Raw genomic sequence first — 16,314 nt, 5'->3', positions numbered from 1 at the left:
TTGACATATCCATGGAGAGGCTCCACCGGGCATCGGCCGATGCCAGTCGGAATGTGGGGAGGGAGAACCCTGCCGGTCCTGCGGCATGGGCCGGGTGCGCCCCTGCGGGCGCACCCTCGCTATCGTTCTTTTCGGGCTTACTTGAGCAGCGACCAGGTGCCGTCGCGGATCTCGATCATCACGCGCGAACGCTCGTCGAGGCCGAGATGGTCGTCGGCGCTCATGGTGTAGATGCCGGTGGCGCCCGCGACTTCCTTGACGTTCTCCAGCGCATCACGCAGCGCGGCGCGGAACTCGGCGGTGCCCGGCTTGGCGGCCTTCAGCGCCTCCGGCACGGCGGCCTGCAGCAGCACGCCGGCATCCCAGGCATAGGCGCCGAAGCTCGATACCGTACCGGCGCCATTGGCGGCCTCGTACTTCTCGACGTAGGCCAGCGCGCTGGCCTTGACCGGGTTGTCGTCAGGCAGGCTGCGTGCCATCTGCACCGGGCCGACCGGCAGCAGCGTGCCTTCGCAGTCCTTGCCACAGATGCGCAGGAAGTCGTTGTTGGCGACGCCGTGGGTCTGGTAGATCGGCCCCTTGTAGCCGCGCTCGCGCAGCGTCTTCTGCGGCAGCGCGGCGGGCGTGCCCGATCCGGCGATGAACACCGCGTCGGCCTTGGCCGACATCAGCTTCAGCGCCTGGCCGGTGACCGAGGTGTCGGCCGGGTTGAAGCGTTCGTTGGCGACGATCTTGATGCCGGCGGCGTCGGCCAGCTTCTGGAACTGCTCGTACCAGCCTTCGCCATAGGCGTTGGCGAAGCCGATGAAGGACACCGTCTTGACCTTGTTGGCGCTCATGTGCTCGATGATCGCCGACGCCATCTGCTGGTCGTTCTGCGGCGTCTTGAACACCCAGTACCGCTTGTCGTCCATCGGCGCGACGATGCGGGCCGAGGCAGCCATCGAGATCATCGGCGTCCTGGTTTCGGCGGCGACGTCGACCATCGCCAGCGAGGGGGGGCTGGTGGTGGAGCCGATCAGCACGTCGACCTTGTCCTCGGCCACCAGCTTGCGCGTGTTCTTGACCGCGGTGGTGGTGTCGGATGCGTCGTCCAGCACGATGTAGCGCACCGTTTCGCCGCCGATGGTGGTCGGCAGCAGCGACACGGTGTTGCGCTCGGGAATGCCGAGCGAGGCCGCAGGGCCGGTCGCCGACAGCACGACACCGACCTTGATCTCGGCCTGGACGGCAGTGGCGGCAAACGCGAGGCCGATGGCGGCCAGCAGGGTGTGACGTAGCTTCATGGTTTCTCCTCCGTTCTTCTAGATGTGATGAACCGCGTGCTCGACAGCTCTGCCCGCAGCCCGGCCTGCAACACTTGATGACCTACCTCGACCGCCCTTCGGCACGGATACGGGAAGCATCCGAAAAATTCTGAATAGCGGAAGAGATTTCGTTTATTAGAAATGATACAAAACGATGCGTCAAGCTGAAATTTTGTATCGCTTGAGACATTCATCGCAGTCGCGGCCTATCGAAGGCCGCGCCCCACATCCACCACCCGCCTGCCGTAAAGACCGGAGCAGGCCTGCCAGCCGCTCCGCCGGCAGGCTCAGTCCGGCGCCGGCGTGGCGCCGAGCCGCCGCGAAAGATCGTCAGCCGCGCGCCGCAGCGCGGCGAGCGTGGCACCGCCCGGAGACAGGTCCATCGAGCCTTCGACGCCGACGACGGCGATCGTCATCGTGATCTCGTTCTTGAAATTGAATACCGGCGCGGCGGCGGCCTCGACGCCGCGCGCGAAGTAGTCGCCGGTGACGACTGCCATCCCCGCTTCACGCACCTGCGCCAGCAGCGTGCGGACATCGTCCATGTCGTGGATGTCGGTCGGCGTCTTGCCGCTTTCGAGTTCGCGCGCAATCAGCGCCTCGGTCTGGCGCTCGGGCAGCCAGGCCGCAAACACCCGCCCGCCCGCCGAGCGCAGCATGCTGAGGCTGGTGCCGGTGACGACGTTGACCGTGATCGGGCGGCGCGGACGTTCCCAGCGCACCACGACCGGGCCGCCCTCGCTCCACACCGACAGCGCCACCGTCTCGTTGGTGGCGTCGCGCAGGTCGCTGATCGCCATCAGGCCGAGGCGGATGCGGTCCACCCGGTCGAGCGCCACCAAGCCGAGGTTCAGCGCGAAGGGGCCGAGGTCGTAGCGCGAAGTCAGGCGGTCCTGCTCGACCAGGCCGCTGCGGATCAGGCTGACGAGGTAGCGGTGCGCCTTCGACGGCGGCATGCCGGCCGCCTGGGCGATGTCCTTGAGCATCATCGAGCGCCGGCCGGTGACCATCGCGCGCAGAATGCTCATGCCCACTTCGAGCGATTGAACCCCATGCTTGCCGTCCAGCTCCTCGCTCGCCGTACTCATCGGACTTGTTCCTTATCCAAGAAATCGTTTATTTATATATAACTCAAACACAGGAGAGCATGCGTGATCAAGCCCGAACTGAAGGTCTACGCCATCGACGGCATCGTTCCTGTGGTCGACCCGAGCGCCTACGTCCACCCCTCGGCCATCCTGATCGGCGACGTCATCATCGGCCCCGGCTGCTACGTCGGCCCCTGTGCCAGCCTGCGCGGCGACTTCGGCCGCCTGATCCTCGAACGCGGCGCCAACCTGCAGGACACCTGCGTCATGCACGGCTTTCCCGGCACCGACACGGTGGTGGAGGAAGACGGCCACGTCGGCCACGGCGCGGTGCTGCACGGCTGCCGCGTCGGGCGCAACGCGCTGATCGGCATGAACGCGGTGATCATGGACAACGTGGTGATCGGCGAGGAAGCCATCGTCGCCGCATCGGCCTTCGTCAAGGCCGGCGTCGAGATTCCGCCGCGCGTGCTCGTCGCCGGCGTGCCGGCCAAGGTCATCCGGCCGCTGAGCGAGGACGAGATCCGCTGGAAGGGCGAAGGCACCGCCACCTACCAGGACCTGACGCGGCGCTGCCTGGCAACCCTGTACGAGACGACGCCGCTGGCGGCGGTCGAGCCCGGCCGCAAGCGCATCGAGATGCCGGGCGTCGTGCCGCTGGTCGAAGTCAGGAAGCGCGAAGGCTGAGCACCGCGGCGCTCAGAGCGGCAGCGCGAGCGGGTCGGTATCGCGGAAACGTTCGTGGAGACGCGCCGAGGCTTCGGGCGTCGAACCATCGGCCAGATGGAAGCAGGCATCCAGGTGGCGCTCGGAACCGGCCAGCAGCCGGCGGTAGAGTTCGCGGCACAGCAGGCGGGCCTTCTGCCCCGGCCAGTCGGCCGGCAGCAGGACGTCGGGCAGGCCGGGATCACGGAGCAGGAGGCGGCGATGATCGTGGATCAGCAGCACGCGCAGCAGGAAGGCGGTTTCGTCCGCCAGCTCGAAGCCACCGTCGCGCAAGGTGCCCAGCACCGGCTGGTAGCGCGCGGTGAAACTGCGGTACATGTCGGCCAGGTGGCCGAGATCCCAGGCCGAATGCACCATCGCGGCGTCGCTCGCCGCCGTGCCGGGCGCCGCGTCGGCCGCCATCAGGGGCTTCAGGCGGTCGAGCAGGCCGCCCAGGCCTTCGGCCACCAGGGCATCGAAGACGGCGATCAGGTCGACGCCCGGATGCACGAAGCAGTCGTTGCTGAGCGAGCCGAAGCCCTGCCACAGCAAGGCCTTGCGCAGGCGCTCGCGGTCCTTCGCGGCCAGTTCGCCGACGGTGACGATCAGGCGCCAGCGGCGATCCCAGTGTGGTGTGGCAGCGGCGTAGATCACGCGCGCGGCCTCGTCGATGCGCTGTTCGCCCAAGGGTGTCAGCAGATAGTCGGTGCGCCGGCCCGAACGCTGGCTCGCCAGCCATTCGTCCCGCACCAGGCGGAACACCGCCGTGCGCACCAGCCGCTCGTTGAGCCCGAGCGGCTGCAGCAGGCGGATCAGGCTGCCCAGCCAAATCCGGCCGCCGCGCGGCACGACCGCGTCGCCGAACATCGAAACGATCAGGGAGCCTGCATGTACACGGTCTTGACGACGGAAATCGTCGAGCAGCTGTTGCAGGGGGTTGGACACGGTGATGACGGAGGACATGGCGTTCGAGGCGGCGAAGTCTAACGGATTCAGTGGTTTGCGCATAGCCAGCCCCTCTCTTCCCTGCAGCAGGAGCCGACCATGCCTTGCCGGCCGCAGATGCCTTCAGCCCGTTCCCGCTGCCGCTGCGATGCCGTCACCGCACCGGAGCGCAGGCGCCGGCCACGCTGCGGCGAATCGCCTTAAAACGATACAAATTATCATATAAAACTTAGAATTTAGTATCGTTTATGGCTTTTCAGGAATTGATGAAAAAATTTTATAAATGATGAATGACTTTAAAAATCACCCTTATTATCACAATATCTATATGAAAATAAACATGTTTTGATTTACGGAACAAATTTTGAATAGGAGAAATTGAAAATTTTTCGAGACAATCCATCGATACTGTTTCTTGACGTTCAATGGACTAATTCGTATCGTTTATAAAACACCCCGCCGGAGAGAGACGTATGAGCCACCCCCTTCTTGAAAAGCACCGCGGCATCCTCGACAACGCGCTGAACACGATCGCGACGCGCGGCTACTGGACGCCTTTCCCGGAAATGCCCAGCCCCAAGCTCTACGGCGAAACCGCGCCCGAGGACGGCAAGCGTGCCTTCGAGGCCCACCTGGGCAAGCACTTCGAGCTGGACCAGCCCGGCCAGACCGGCTGGCTCGACAAGGAAACCTCGCCCTACGGCGCCACGCTCGGCGTCAGCTACCCGGTGTGCGAGCCCGAGGCACTGATCGCCGCCGGCACCGAAGCCATGAAGAGCTGGCAGGCCGTCGGCGCCGACGGCCGCACCGGCATCTGCCTCGAAATCCTCACCCGCCTCAACGCCCAGAGCTTCGAGATCGCCCATGCGGTGATGATGACCACCGGCCAGGGCTGGATGATGGCCTTCCAGGCCGGCGGCCCGCACGCGCAGGATCGCGGCCTGGAGGCCGTCGCCTACGCCTGGCGCGAGCAGAGCTTCGTGCCGGCCGAAACGAGCTGGGAGAAGCCGCAGGGCAAGAACCCGCCGCTGGTCATGAAGAAGCACTACCAGATCGTCGGCCGCGGCGTCGGCCTGGTGGTCGGCTGCGGCACCTTCCCGACCTGGAACACCTACCCCGGCCTGTTCGCCGCGCTCGCCACCGGCAACGCCGTCATCGTCAAGCCGCACAGCAACGCCGTCCTGCCGGCGGCGATCACCGTGCGCACGATCCGCGCCGTGCTCGCCGAGAACGGCATCGACCCCGACCTCGTCACGCTGTGCGTCGCGCCCCAGCGCGCCGCCACCCAGGCGCTGGCCACCCATCCGGCGGTGAAATCGATCGACTTCACCGGCAGCAACGTCTTCGGCCAGTGGCTGATCGACAACTGCCGCCAGGCCCAAGTCTATGCCGAGCTGGCCGGCGTCAACAACATCGTCATCGACTCCACCAGCGCCTACAAGGCGATGCTGGGCAACCTCGCCTTCACGCTGTCGCTGTACTCCGGCCAGATGTGCACCACTTCGCAGGCGATCTTCGTGCCGGCCGGCGGCATCGACACCGACGAAGGCCACAAGAGCTACGACGAGGTCTGCGCCGACCTGGCGAAGTCGATCGAGCGCTTCCTGTCCAAGCCCGAAGTCGCCCATGCCGTGCTCGGCGCGATCCAGTCCGCCGACACCGCCGAACGCATCGACATCGCCAACGCCGGCGAGCTCGGCCGCGTCGTGCTGGCCTCGCAGCGCCTCGACAACCCCGACTTCCCCGCCGCCACGGTGCGCACCCCGGTGCTGCTGGCCTGCGACGCCAGCGACGAGAAAGCCTACATGGAAGAGCGCTTCGGCCCGATCAGCTTCATCGTCAAGGTCGCCGACACCGCCGCCGCGATCGCCCTGTCCGAGCGCGTCGTCAGCACCCACGGCGCCCTGACCGTCGGCCTCTATTCGACGAAGCAGGAGGTCATCGACGCGATGACCGAAGCCACCTGGCGCAGCAAGGTCGCGCTGTCGATCAACCTCACCGGCGGCGTGTTCGTGAACCAGTCGGCGGCCTTCTCCGACTACCACGGCACCGGCGGCAACCCGGCGGCCAATGCCTCGTATGCGGATTCGGCCTTCGTCGCCAACCGCTTCCGTGTCGTCCAGCGTCGTTATCACGCCTGAGGGGGAACGATGGAATACAACAACATCCTCTTCAGCGTCGAAAACGGCATCGCCCGCCTGACGCTGAACCGCCCGGACAAGCTCAACAGCTTCACCGGCGAGATGCATGCCGAGCTGCGCCACGCGCTCGACACCATCCAGGCCGATGCCTCGGTGCGCGTGCTGGTGCTGAGCGGCGCCGGCCGCGCCTTCTGTGCCGGCCAGGACCTGGCCGACCCCGACATGGCGGCGCTGCCCGACGGCCGCCTGCCCGACATCGGCAACGTCGTCGAGCGCAACTACAAGCCGCTGGTGCTGCGCCTGCAGAACCTGCGCGTGCCGACCATCGCCGCGGTCAACGGCATCGCCGCCGGCGCCGGCGCCAGCGTCGCGCTGGCCTGCGACCTGGTGCTGGCAGCGCGCTCGGCCTCCTTCCTGCAGGCCTTCAGCAAGATCGGCCTGGTGCCCGACACCGGCGGCACCTGGTTCCTGCCGCAGCGCGTCGGCATGGCGCGGGCGATGGGCCTGGCCCTGCTCGCCGACAAGCTGCCCGCCGACAAGGCTGCCGACTGGGGCCTGATCTGGGCCGCCTACGACGACGCCGAGTTCGCTGCCAAGGTCGATGCCGTGGCCGCACAGCTGGCCGCGATGCCGACCAAGGCACTGGTGCGCACCCGCCAGGCCATGCACGCCGCGCCGGGCCACACGCTGGAACAGCAACTGTCCTTCGAAGGCGGCTTCATGCGCGAACTCGGCTGGAGCCGCGACTACGCCGAAGGCGTCGCCGCCTTCATGGAAAAGCGCGCGCCGCGCTTCACCGGAGAATGAGCGTGAGCGACACCCAGCACACTCCGCCGCGCGCTGTTCCGCTCGAGCCCTCGGCCGTCGTCGCGGTGGTCGGCGCCGGCGCGATGGGCGCCGGCATCGCCCAGGTGGCGGCCGCCGCCGGCCACCTCGTGAAGCTCGTCGATGCCCGCGAAGGCGCGGCCGCCGCGGCCATCGACGGCATCCGCGCACAGTACCGCAAGCTCGCCGACAAGAGCCGCATGACGGCCGAGGCCGCCGAGGCCGCCGGCCGGCGCCTGGTCGCCGCCGCCGGCCTCGGCGATCTGGCCGATGCGGCGCTGGTGGTCGAAGCCATCGTCGAGAACCTGGAAGCCAAGCGCACGCTGTACCGCGAGCTGGAAGCCATCGTCGGCGACGATTGCATCTTCGGCACCAACACCTCGTCGATCTCGGTGACCTCGATCGGCGCGACGCTGCGCCGCCCCGAGCGCCTGGCCGGCCTGCACTTCTTCAACCCCGCGCCGCTGATGGCGCTGGTCGAGATCGTGTCCGGCCTCGCCACCGACAAGGCGGTGGCCGACACCCTGTTCGCCACCGCGGAGGCCTGGGGCAAGACGCCGGTGCATGCGCGCTCGACGCCGGGCTTCATCGTCAACCGCGTCGCCCGCCCCTACTACGCCGAGGCGCTGCGCGTGCTCAACGAAGGCGGTGCCGACTGCGCCACCCTCGATGCCCTGATGCGCGACTGCGGTGGCTTCCGCATGGGGCCGTTCGAGCTGATGGACATGATCGGCCACGACGTCAATTTCGCCGTCACCCGCTCGGTGTGGAACGCCTTCTACAACGACCCGCGCTTCACGCCTTCGCTGATCCAGCAGGAACTGGTCGATGCCGGCTTCTACGGGCGCAAGAACGGGCGCGGCTTCTTCGACTACCGCGACGGCGCCGTCCGCCCCGCGCCCAAGGAAGCGGTGGCGCAGAGCACGCCGACCGACATCGTGCTGCACGGCCAGTCGGCCGCCGCGCACGCGCTGGCCGACCGCCTGTTCGAGCGCGGCATCGCCTACGCCTGGAGCGAAGCCGAAGACGAACGCAGCCGCGGCCAGGCCGACGACGGCCGCATTGCCGAAGCCGGCGGCGCGGTGCTGTTCGTCACCGACGGCCGCAGCGCCACCCAGCGCGCCGCCGACCTGGGCATCGCCAACGTGGTGCTGATCGACGCCGCGCTCGACCACGCCAGCGCGACGCGCATCGCCGTCGGCGCCGCGATCAACGCCTGGGCGCCAGCCATCGGCGCTGCCATCGGCCTGCTGCAGGCGGCCGGCTTCGCCGTCTCGCGCCTGAACGACATCCCCGGCCTGATCGTGATGCGCACCGTCGCCATGCTCGCCAACGAGGCCGCGGACGCGGTCAACCAGGGCGTGTGCGACGCGCGCGGCGCCGACGCGGCGATGCGCCTGGGCGTCAATTACCCGCGCGGGCCGCTCGAATGGGCCGACCGCATCGGCCTGCCGGCGGTGCGCGACGTGCTCGCCAACCTCGCCCGCTTCTATGGCGAAGACCGCTACCGCGTCTCGCCGCTGATCCAGCAACACGTCTTCGCCGGAAAGAACATCCATGACTGAAGCCCGCTCCCTCCCCACCGATCCGCAGGCGCTCGCCGAAGCCGTCGCCGCCGCCATGTGGTCGCGCGACCGCGCCGCCCAGGCGCTCGGCATGCGCATCGACAGCGTCGGCCCCGGCCACGCCACCTTGAGCATGCCGGTACGCAGCGACATGGTGAACGGCCACCACATCTGCCACGGCGGCCTGATCTTCACGCTCGCCGACACCGCCTTCGCCTACGCCTGCAACGCCTACAACCGCAGCACCGTCGCCTCGGCCTGCAGCATCGATTTCATCGCTCCCGGCAAGGAAGGCGACACGCTGCGCGCCGAAGCGGTGGAACGTTCGCTGTCGGGCCGCACCGGCGTCTATGACATCACCGTGCGCGACGGCGCCGGCGGCATCGTCGCCCTGTTCCGCGGCAAGAGCCACCGCATCGCCGGCGAAGTCATCGCCGGCCCCGACGCACAACAACAGTAGTCCCGAGTCCGGACGCGCCAACAGAGAGAAGGAGAGGAGACAACACCATGCCCGTGAAAAACCCCCAGCCCGGCGATCTCGATCCGATCGAAACCGCCAGCCGCGACGAGATCAACGCGCTGCAGCTGCAGCGCCTGCAGTGGTCGCTGCGCCACACTTACGACAACGTCGAACCCTATCGCCGCAAGTGCGAGGAACAGGGCGTGCATCCGGACGAGCTGAAGTCGCTCGCGGATCTCGCCAAGTTCCCCTTCATGACCAAGGCCGACCTGCGCGACCACTACCCCTTCGGCCTGTTCGCCGTGCCGCGCAACAAGATCGCCCGCCTGCACGCGTCGAGCGGCACCACCGGCAAGTCGGTGGTGGTGGGCTACACCCGCAGCGACCTCGACAACTGGGCCGACCTGATCGCCCGCTCGCTGCGCGCGGCCGGCCTGCGCGCCGGCGACATGGTGCATAACGCCTACGGCTACGGCATGTTCACCGGCGGCCTCGGCGCCCACTACGGCATTGAGCGCGCCGGCTGCACCGTGGTGCCAATGTCCGGCGGCCAGACCGAGAAGCAGGTCCAGCAGATCCTGGACTTCCGCCCGGACGCGATCATGGTCACGCCGTCCTATTCGCTGGTGATCGCCGAGGAATTCGAGCGCCTGAAGATCGCGCCGGAAGACATCTCGCTGAAAGTCGGCATCTTCGGCGCCGAACCCTGGGGCGAAGGCATGCGCGGCGAGATCGAGAAAAAGCTCGGCATCGACGCCATCGACATCTACGGCCTGACCGAAGTCATGGGTCCGGGCGTGGCCTGCGAATGCATCGAGACCAAGGACGGCCCGGTCATCTGGGAAGACCACTTCTACCCCGAGATCATCGACCCCGACACCGGCGCAGTGCTGCCCGACGGCGAAGAAGGCGAGCTCGTCTTCACCTCGCTGACCAAGGAAGCCTTCCCGGTCATCCGCTACCGCACCCGCGACCTCACCCGCCTGCTGCCGCCCACCGCCCGCTCCTTCCGCCGCATCGGCAAGATCACCGGGCGCTCGGACGACATGCTGATCGTGCGCGGCGTGAACGTGTTCCCGACCCAGATCGAGGAACAGATCCTGCGCGACCCGCGCCTGTCCGGCAACTACCAGATCGTGCTGACCCGCGACGGCCACCTCGACAACGTCGAAGTGCGCTGCGAGCTGCAGCGCGAGCTGTCGGGCACACTGGGGCGCAACGACGTCGAGAACATCGCCCGCACGCTGCAGGGCAACATCAAGACCATCATCGGCATCACCACCAAGGTGAACGTGATGGAGTTCGACACCATTCCGCGCACGCTGACCGGCAAGGCCCGCCGTGTCATCGACCAGCGTCCGAAGCAACTGTGAGGAGCCGGCGATGAACGAAGCCTACATCTGCGACGCCATCCGCACCCCGATCGGCCGCTACGGCGGCACCCTCGCCAGCGTGCGCGCCGACGACCTCGGCGCCGTACCGCTGAAGGCGCTGATGGCACGCAACCCGAACGTCGACTGGACCGCGGTCGACGACATCATCTACGGCTGCGCCAACCAGGCCGGCGAAGACAACCGCAACGTCGCACGCATGTCCGGCCTGCTCGCCGGGCTGCCGATCGAAGTGCCCGGCACCACGGTCAACCGCTTGTGCGGCTCGGGCATGGACGCCGTCGGCCTCTCCGCGCGTTCGATCAAGGCCGGCGAAGCCGGACTGATGATCGCCGGCGGCGTCGAGAGCATGTCGCGCGCGCCCTTCGTCATGGGCAAGGCCGAAAGCGCCTTCTCGCGCAGCGCCGCGATCCACGACACCACGATCGGCTGGCGCTTCATCAACCCGCTGATGAAGAAGCTCTACGACACCCACTCGATGCCGCAGACGGCGGACAACGTGGCGGCGGACTTCGGCATCTCGCGCGCCGACCAGGATGCCTTCGCGCTGCGCTCGCAGCAGCGCTGGGCCGCCGCCCACGCCGCCGGCCGCTTCGCCGACGAACTGGTGCCGGTCGAAATCCCGCGCAAGAAGGGCGACCCCGTCGTATTCGACACCGACGAGCATCCCCGCCCCGACACCACGCTGGAAACGCTGTCCAAATTGAAAGGCGTCAACGGCCCCGACCTCACCGTCACCGCCGGCAACGCCTCGGGCGTCAATGACGGCGCCTGCGCGCTGCTGCTGGCCTCGGAAGCCGCCGCCGCCCGCCACGGCCTGACCCCGCGCGCGCGCGTCGTCGGCATGGCCACCGCCGGCGTCGCGCCGCGCATCATGGGCTTCGGCCCGGCGCCGGCGGTGCGCAAGGTGCTGGCGCAGACCGGCCTGACGCTGGACCAGATGGACGTCATCGAGCTCAACGAAGCCTTCGCCGCGCAGGCGCTGGCGGTGTTGCGCGACCTCGGCCTCGCCGACGACGAAGCCCGCGTCAATCCCAACGGCGGCGCCATCGCCATGGGCCACCCGCTGGGCATGAGCGGCGCCCGCCTGGTGACCACCGCCGCCTACGAGCTGCAGCGCCGCAACGGCCGCTACGCGCTGTGCACGATGTGCATCGGCGTCGGCCAGGGCATCGCACTGATCATCGAACGCGTGTGAGGCGCGAGGACAAAGCCATGAGCTACGAAACCCTCGACATCGAACGCAAGGGCGCGGTGGCGACGATCTGGATGGATCGCCCCGAGGTCTTCAACGCCTTCGACGAGCGCCTGATCACCGAACTCGACGCCGCCTGCGCCGAACTCGACGGCGACACCGGCGTGCGCGTGGTCGTGCTCGGCGGTCGCGGCCGGCATTTTTCCGCCGGAGCCGACCTCAACTGGATGCGCCGCGCCGCCGCCAGCACCGAGCAGGAGAACCTGGCCGATTCGCGCCGTTTCGCTGCCATGCTGCGCCGCCTGGCCGGGCTGTCCAAGCCGACCATCGCCCGCGTGCAGGGCGCCGCGCTCGGCGGCGGCACCGGCCTGGCCGCCGCCTGCGACATGGCGATCGCCGCCGACGATGCCAGCTTCTCCACCTCGGAAGCCCGCTTCGGCATCATCCCCGCGGTGATCAGCCCCTACGTGCTGCGTGCCATCGGCCCGCGCCACGCGTTGCGCTACTTCCAGAGTGCCGAACGTTTCGGCGCCGCCGAGGCGAAGTCGATCGGCCTGGTCAATGACGCCGTCCCGGCCGGCCAGCTCGATACCGCGATCGACCGTCTGGTGCAGGCCCTGCTGGCCTGCGGGCCGCAGGCCCAGCTCGCCGCCAAGCAATTGATCAGCGCCATCGACGGGCGCGGCATCGACGAAGCGGTGGGCGAGGAAACCGCCATCCGCATCGCCCGCCAGCGCACGACCGACGAGGCGCGCGAAGGCTTCACCGCCTTCTTCGAGAAACGCCCGCCGGCATGGATGGCGACATGAACCCCGGCCGCGCCCCGCGCGCGGCGGATGTTTGAGGTAAACGCGGACCACACCCGCGGCCCGCAACATTCCGTTCCGGCATCCCCGGAGCGGTGTTTGCAAGGAGGAAACAGATGTACACCCAAGCAATGGACATTCCGGACGAGTCCGGCAAGAAACTCAGCGTCGTGTCCCCGCCGCAGAGCGAGCAGGAAGCCGCGTTCGAAGCCCGCATCGACGCCGACGGCCGCATCGAGCCGCAGGACTGGATGCCCGAGGCCTACCGCAAGACCCTGGTGCGCCAGATCAGCCAGCACGCCCACAGCGAAATCGTCGGCATGCTGCCGGAAGGCAACTGGATCTCGCGCGCACCCAGCCTGAAGCGCAAGGCGATCCTGATCGCCAAGGTGCAGGACGAAGGCGGCCACGGCCTCTATCTGTACTCCGCCGCCGAGACCCTGGGCACCAGCCGCGGCGACATGATCGACGGGCTGCACAGCGGCAAGGCCAAGTACAGCTCGATCTTCAACTACCCGACGCTGAACTGGGCCGACGTCGGCGTGATCGGCTGGCTGGTCGACGGCGCCGCGATCATGAACCAGATCCCGCTGTGCCGCTGCTCCTACGGCCCCTATGCGCGCGCCATGATCCGCGTCTGCAAGGAAGAATCCTTCCACCAGCGCCAGGGCTACGAAGCGCTGCTGGTGATGATGAAGGGCACCGAAGCGCAGCGCAGCATGGTGCAGGACGCGGTCAACCGCTGGTGGTGGAAGTGCCTGGCGATGTTCGGGCCGCCCGACGCCGACAGCCCGCACAGCGCGCAGGGCATGCGCTGGGGCATCAAGCGCATCAGCAACGACGATCTGCGGCAGAAGTTCATCGACGCCACCGTGCCGCAGGCCAAGGTGCTCGGCGTGAGCCTGCCCGACCCCGAGCTGAAGTGGAACGAGGCACGCGGCCACTACGACCATGGCCAGATCGACTGGCAGGAATTCTGGAACACCGTCGAAGGCAACGGCCCCTGCAACAAGGAACGCCTGGCCACCCGGGTCAAGGCACACAAGGATGGCCAGTGGGTCCGCGACGCGGCCCTGGCACACGCACAAAAGCAACGCGCACGCGCAGACAAGGAGGCAGCATGAACACCCCCGCACTGAAGGATTGGCCGCTCTGGGAAGTCTTCGTCCGCAGCAAGCAAGGCCTCGAGCACAAGCACTGTGGCAGCCTGCACGCGGCCGACGCCGCGCAGGCGCTGCACATGGCGCGCGACGTCTACACCCGCCGCCAGGAAGGCGTGAGCATCTGGGTCGTGCCTTCGGCCTCGATCACCGCCAGCAACCCGGACGACAAGGGCGAGCTGTTCGACCCCGCCGCGGACAAGATCTACCGCCACCCGACCTTCTACGAAATCCCTGAAGAAGTGGGGCACATGTGATGAGCACGGCACCCAACGACTACCTGCTGCACCTGGCGGACAACGCCGTGGTGCTCGGCCAGCGCGACGCCGAGTGGTGCGGCCACGGCCCGATCCTGGAAGAAGACCTCGCGCTCGCCAACGTCAGCCTCGACCTGATCGGCCAGGCCCGCCTGCTGTACCAGCTCGCCGCCACCCGCATGGGCAAGGGCGCCACCGAGGATTCGCTGGCCTACTTCCGCGACGACACCGAGTTCCGCAACTACACCCTGGTGGAGCTGCCCAACCACGGCGCCCTGGTCGGCTACGCCGCGTCGGACCGCGACTACGCCACCACCATCGTGCGCAACTTCCTCTACAGCGCGCTGATGGTGCTGGTATGGGACGCGCTGCAGAAGTCGCCCGACGCCGATCTGGCCGCGATCGCCGCCAAGTCGCTGAAGGAAGCGCGCTACCACCTGCACCACGCCGCCGACTGGGTGGTGAAGTTCGGCGATGGCACCGAGGAATCGCACGCCCGCGCCCAGGCCGCGCTCGACCACCTGTTCCCCTACACGGAAGAGTTCTGGACGCCGAGCGCGATCGAGGACGCCGCCATCGCCAGCGGTGCGGTCACCGACGTGCGCACGCTGCGCGCCGCCTGGGACGCCATCGTCGCCGACACCCTGGCCGAAGCCACGCTGAAGCGCCCCGAAGTGCGCGGCTACGTGCCGGAAGGCAAGCACGGCCGCCACTCCGAGCACCTCAGCTACCTGCTGGGCGAAATGCAGGGCCTGGCGCGCGCCCACCCCGGCGCCACCTGGTAGGAGCGACCGCCATGCACGCCACGATCGACGACGTCTGGGCCGCCCTCGACCATCTGACCGACCCGGAGATCCCGGTGGTCACGCTGCGCGAGCTGGGCATCCTGCGCGACATCCGCGAAACCACCGACGGCATCGAGGTGGTCATCACCCCGACCTACAGCGGCTGCCCGGCGATGGGCCAGATCGAGGACGACGTGCGTGCAAGCCTGCAGCAGGCCGGCATCGAGGCACATGTGATCACGCAGCTCGCACCGGCCTGGACCACCGACTGGATGAGCGAGGAGGCCAAGGCCAAGCTGCGCGCCTACGGCATCGCGCCGCCGCACACCACCTGCAGCGACACCAGCGTGATCAGGTTCGTGCGCCGCACCGACACCCGGCCGGTGGCCTGTCCGCAGTGCGGCTCGACCAACACCACCCTGAGCTCGCAGTTCGGCTCCACCGCATGCAAGGCGCTGTACAAGTGCCTCGACTGCCAAGAGCCCTTCGACTACTTCAAACCTTACTGACGCCGGAGCCAAACGCCATGTCAGCACTCCGTTTCCAAGAACTCGCCGTCAAGCGCGTGAGCCCCGAGGCCGCCGGCGCGGTGGCAATCACCTTCGACATCCCCGCCACCGAGCGCGAACGCTTCAACTTCGAGCCGGGCCAGTTCCTGACCCTGCGCGCCACCATCGACGGCCAGGACGTGCGCCGCAACTACTCGATCAGCAGCCCGCGCAGCCGCCTCGCCTGCAGCGGCGAGCTCGAGATCGGCATCCGCCCGGTCGAAGGCGGCCTGTTCTCGAACTGGGCCGCCCGCGCCATCAAGGCCGGCGACACCCTGCAGGTGATGCCGCCCGACGGCCGCTTCGTGATCAGGAAGAAGCGCGCCATCCACCGCGTCGGCTTCGCCGCCGGCTCGGGCATCACGCCCATCCTGTCGATCGCCGCGAGCACGCTCGAAGAACAGCCGGACTCCAAGTTCACGCTGATCTACGGCAACCGCCGCATGTCCACGGTGATGTTCAACGAGGCCCTGCAGGACCTCAAGGACCGCTACCGCGACCGCCTGACGATGATCCACGTGCTGTCGCGCCAGGCCCAGGAAGTCGACCTGCTGCAAGGCCGCATCGACGGCGCCAAGGTGCGCGAGATCATCGCCGCGCTGCTGCCGGTGGGCAGCATGGACGAAGTCTTCATCTGCGGCCCCGACGCGATGATCACCGACACCGAGAACGCGCTGGTCGAAGCCGGCGTGCCCGCCGACCGCATCCGCACCGAGCGCTTCACCGTCAACCTGCCCCCCGGCGCCCACCCGGTCGGTGCCTCCAGCACCGCCGAAGCGGTCGCCACCGCGGCCAAGGACATCACGATGACCCTGGTCCTCGACGGCAAGGAACACGAGATCGCCATCGGCCCGGACGAGCACCTGCTCGACGCCGCGCTCAACGCCGGCCTCGACCTGCCCTTCTCGTGCAAGGCCGGCGTCTGTTGCACCTGCCGCGCCAAGGTGCAGGACGGCGAAGTCGTCATGGACAAGAACTTCACCCTCGAAGAGGCCGAAGTCGCCCAGGGCTTCGTGCTGAGCTGCCAGGCCCGCGCCACCACCAAGCAGCTCAGGATCAGCTTCGACGAACGCTGAACGAGCGCACCACGCCGTTCCACCCCCTTCGGCGGCCGTTTCGACGGCCGCTTTTTTTGG

16 protein-coding genes are annotated in these 16,314 nt (G+C 68.0%); 13 read left to right on the top strand and 3 right to left on the bottom strand.

From position 1 onward, the window contains the following. Nucleotides 1-137 precede the first annotated feature (137 nt). A complete protein-coding gene (locus tag TBU01S_RS21150) occupies nucleotides 138-1,286 on the bottom strand; it encodes an ABC transporter substrate-binding protein (protein ID WP_068639478.1) in 1,149 nt (382 codons plus the stop codon). Nucleotides 1,287-1,594: 308 nt separating this feature from the next. Further along, nucleotides 1,595-2,395 (bottom strand): IclR family transcriptional regulator, encoded by an 801-nt coding sequence (locus TBU01S_RS21145; RefSeq protein ID WP_068639477.1) that lies wholly within the window; start codon nucleotides 2,393-2,395, stop codon nucleotides 1,595-1,597. 63 nt (nucleotides 2,396-2,458) lie between these two features. Here TBU01S_RS21145 and paaY point away from each other — a divergent pair, with 63 nt between their 5' ends. Next, nucleotides 2,459-3,082, top strand: coding sequence for a phenylacetic acid degradation protein PaaY (gene paaY, locus TBU01S_RS21140; protein ID WP_068639476.1), 624 nt, complete (start codon nucleotides 2,459-2,461; stop codon nucleotides 3,080-3,082). A 12-nt stretch (nucleotides 3,083-3,094) separates the two neighbouring features. Here paaY and paaX read toward each other — a convergent pair whose 3' ends face one another. Continuing rightward, entirely contained in the window at nucleotides 3,095-4,108 is a 1,014-nt protein-coding gene (paaX, locus tag TBU01S_RS21135) for a phenylacetic acid degradation operon negative regulatory protein PaaX (RefSeq protein ID WP_174524561.1), read from the bottom strand. Nucleotides 4,109-4,518: 410 nt separating this feature from the next. On the opposite strand from paaX, the gene paaN reads away from it, so the two are divergent. The 12 genes from paaN to TBU01S_RS21075 all read left to right on the top strand — a co-directional run bounded on the left by paaN (nucleotide 4,519) and on the right by TBU01S_RS21075 (nucleotide 16,254). After that, nucleotides 4,519-6,186, top strand: coding sequence for a phenylacetic acid degradation protein PaaN (gene paaN, locus TBU01S_RS21130; protein WP_068639475.1), 1,668 nt, complete (start codon nucleotides 4,519-4,521; stop codon nucleotides 6,184-6,186). 9 nt (nucleotides 6,187-6,195) lie between these two features. Then, nucleotides 6,196-6,993 (top strand): 2-(1,2-epoxy-1,2-dihydrophenyl)acetyl-CoA isomerase PaaG, encoded by a 798-nt coding sequence (paaG, locus tag TBU01S_RS21125; RefSeq protein ID WP_068639474.1) that lies wholly within the window; start codon nucleotides 6,196-6,198, stop codon nucleotides 6,991-6,993. Then, nucleotides 6,990-8,576: a 3-hydroxyacyl-CoA dehydrogenase gene (locus TBU01S_RS21120; RefSeq protein WP_068639473.1), complete on the top strand. Its 1,587-nt coding sequence runs from the start codon at nucleotides 6,990-6,992 to the stop codon at nucleotides 8,574-8,576. Before paaG ends, TBU01S_RS21120 begins: the two co-directional genes overlap by 4 nt. Further along, nucleotides 8,569-9,036, top strand: coding sequence for a hydroxyphenylacetyl-CoA thioesterase PaaI (paaI, locus tag TBU01S_RS21115; protein ID WP_068639472.1), 468 nt, complete (start codon nucleotides 8,569-8,571; stop codon nucleotides 9,034-9,036). Before TBU01S_RS21120 ends, paaI begins: the two co-directional genes overlap by 8 nt. Before the next feature lie 47 nt (nucleotides 9,037-9,083). Then, nucleotides 9,084-10,409, top strand: a complete 1,326-nt coding sequence (gene paaK, locus TBU01S_RS21110) for a phenylacetate--CoA ligase PaaK (RefSeq protein WP_068639471.1) — start codon at nucleotides 9,084-9,086, stop codon at nucleotides 10,407-10,409. Between the two features lie 10 nt (nucleotides 10,410-10,419). Beyond that, nucleotides 10,420-11,625, top strand: coding sequence for a 3-oxoadipyl-CoA thiolase (gene pcaF / locus TBU01S_RS21105; protein ID WP_068639470.1), 1,206 nt, complete (start codon nucleotides 10,420-10,422; stop codon nucleotides 11,623-11,625). A 17-nt stretch (nucleotides 11,626-11,642) separates the two neighbouring features. Beyond that, a complete protein-coding gene (locus TBU01S_RS21100) occupies nucleotides 11,643-12,431 on the top strand; it encodes an enoyl-CoA hydratase/isomerase family protein (RefSeq protein ID WP_068639479.1) in 789 nt (262 codons plus the stop codon). Nucleotides 12,432-12,544: 113 nt separating this feature from the next. Then, nucleotides 12,545-13,552, top strand: coding sequence for a 1,2-phenylacetyl-CoA epoxidase subunit PaaA (gene paaA, locus TBU01S_RS21095; RefSeq protein ID WP_068639469.1), 1,008 nt, complete (start codon nucleotides 12,545-12,547; stop codon nucleotides 13,550-13,552). Then, nucleotides 13,549-13,845: a 1,2-phenylacetyl-CoA epoxidase subunit PaaB gene (paaB, locus tag TBU01S_RS21090; protein WP_068639468.1), complete on the top strand. Its 297-nt coding sequence runs from the start codon at nucleotides 13,549-13,551 to the stop codon at nucleotides 13,843-13,845. Before paaA ends, paaB begins: the two co-directional genes overlap by 4 nt. Then, on the top strand, nucleotides 13,845-14,630 hold the full coding sequence (paaC, locus tag TBU01S_RS21085; RefSeq protein WP_068639467.1) for a 1,2-phenylacetyl-CoA epoxidase subunit PaaC: 786 nt from the start codon (nucleotides 13,845-13,847) through the stop codon (nucleotides 14,628-14,630). Before paaB ends, paaC begins: the two co-directional genes overlap by 1 nt. Nucleotides 14,631-14,641: 11 nt before the next feature. Then, nucleotides 14,642-15,139, top strand: coding sequence for a 1,2-phenylacetyl-CoA epoxidase subunit PaaD (gene paaD / locus TBU01S_RS21080; protein WP_068639466.1), 498 nt, complete (start codon nucleotides 14,642-14,644; stop codon nucleotides 15,137-15,139). A gap of 17 nt (nucleotides 15,140-15,156) precedes the next feature. Beyond that, nucleotides 15,157-16,254, top strand: coding sequence for a 2Fe-2S iron-sulfur cluster-binding protein (locus TBU01S_RS21075; protein ID WP_068639465.1), 1,098 nt, complete (start codon nucleotides 15,157-15,159; stop codon nucleotides 16,252-16,254). Nucleotides 16,255-16,314 lie beyond the last annotated feature (60 nt).

This window comes from Thauera butanivorans NBRC 103042 (genome assembly GCF_001591165.1).
Classification (GTDB): Bacteria; Pseudomonadota; Gammaproteobacteria; order Burkholderiales; family Rhodocyclaceae; genus Thauera; species Thauera butanivorans.
The sequence above is the reverse complement of the archived record's forward strand: the minus strand, read 5'-3'. Positions and strand labels throughout refer to the sequence as shown.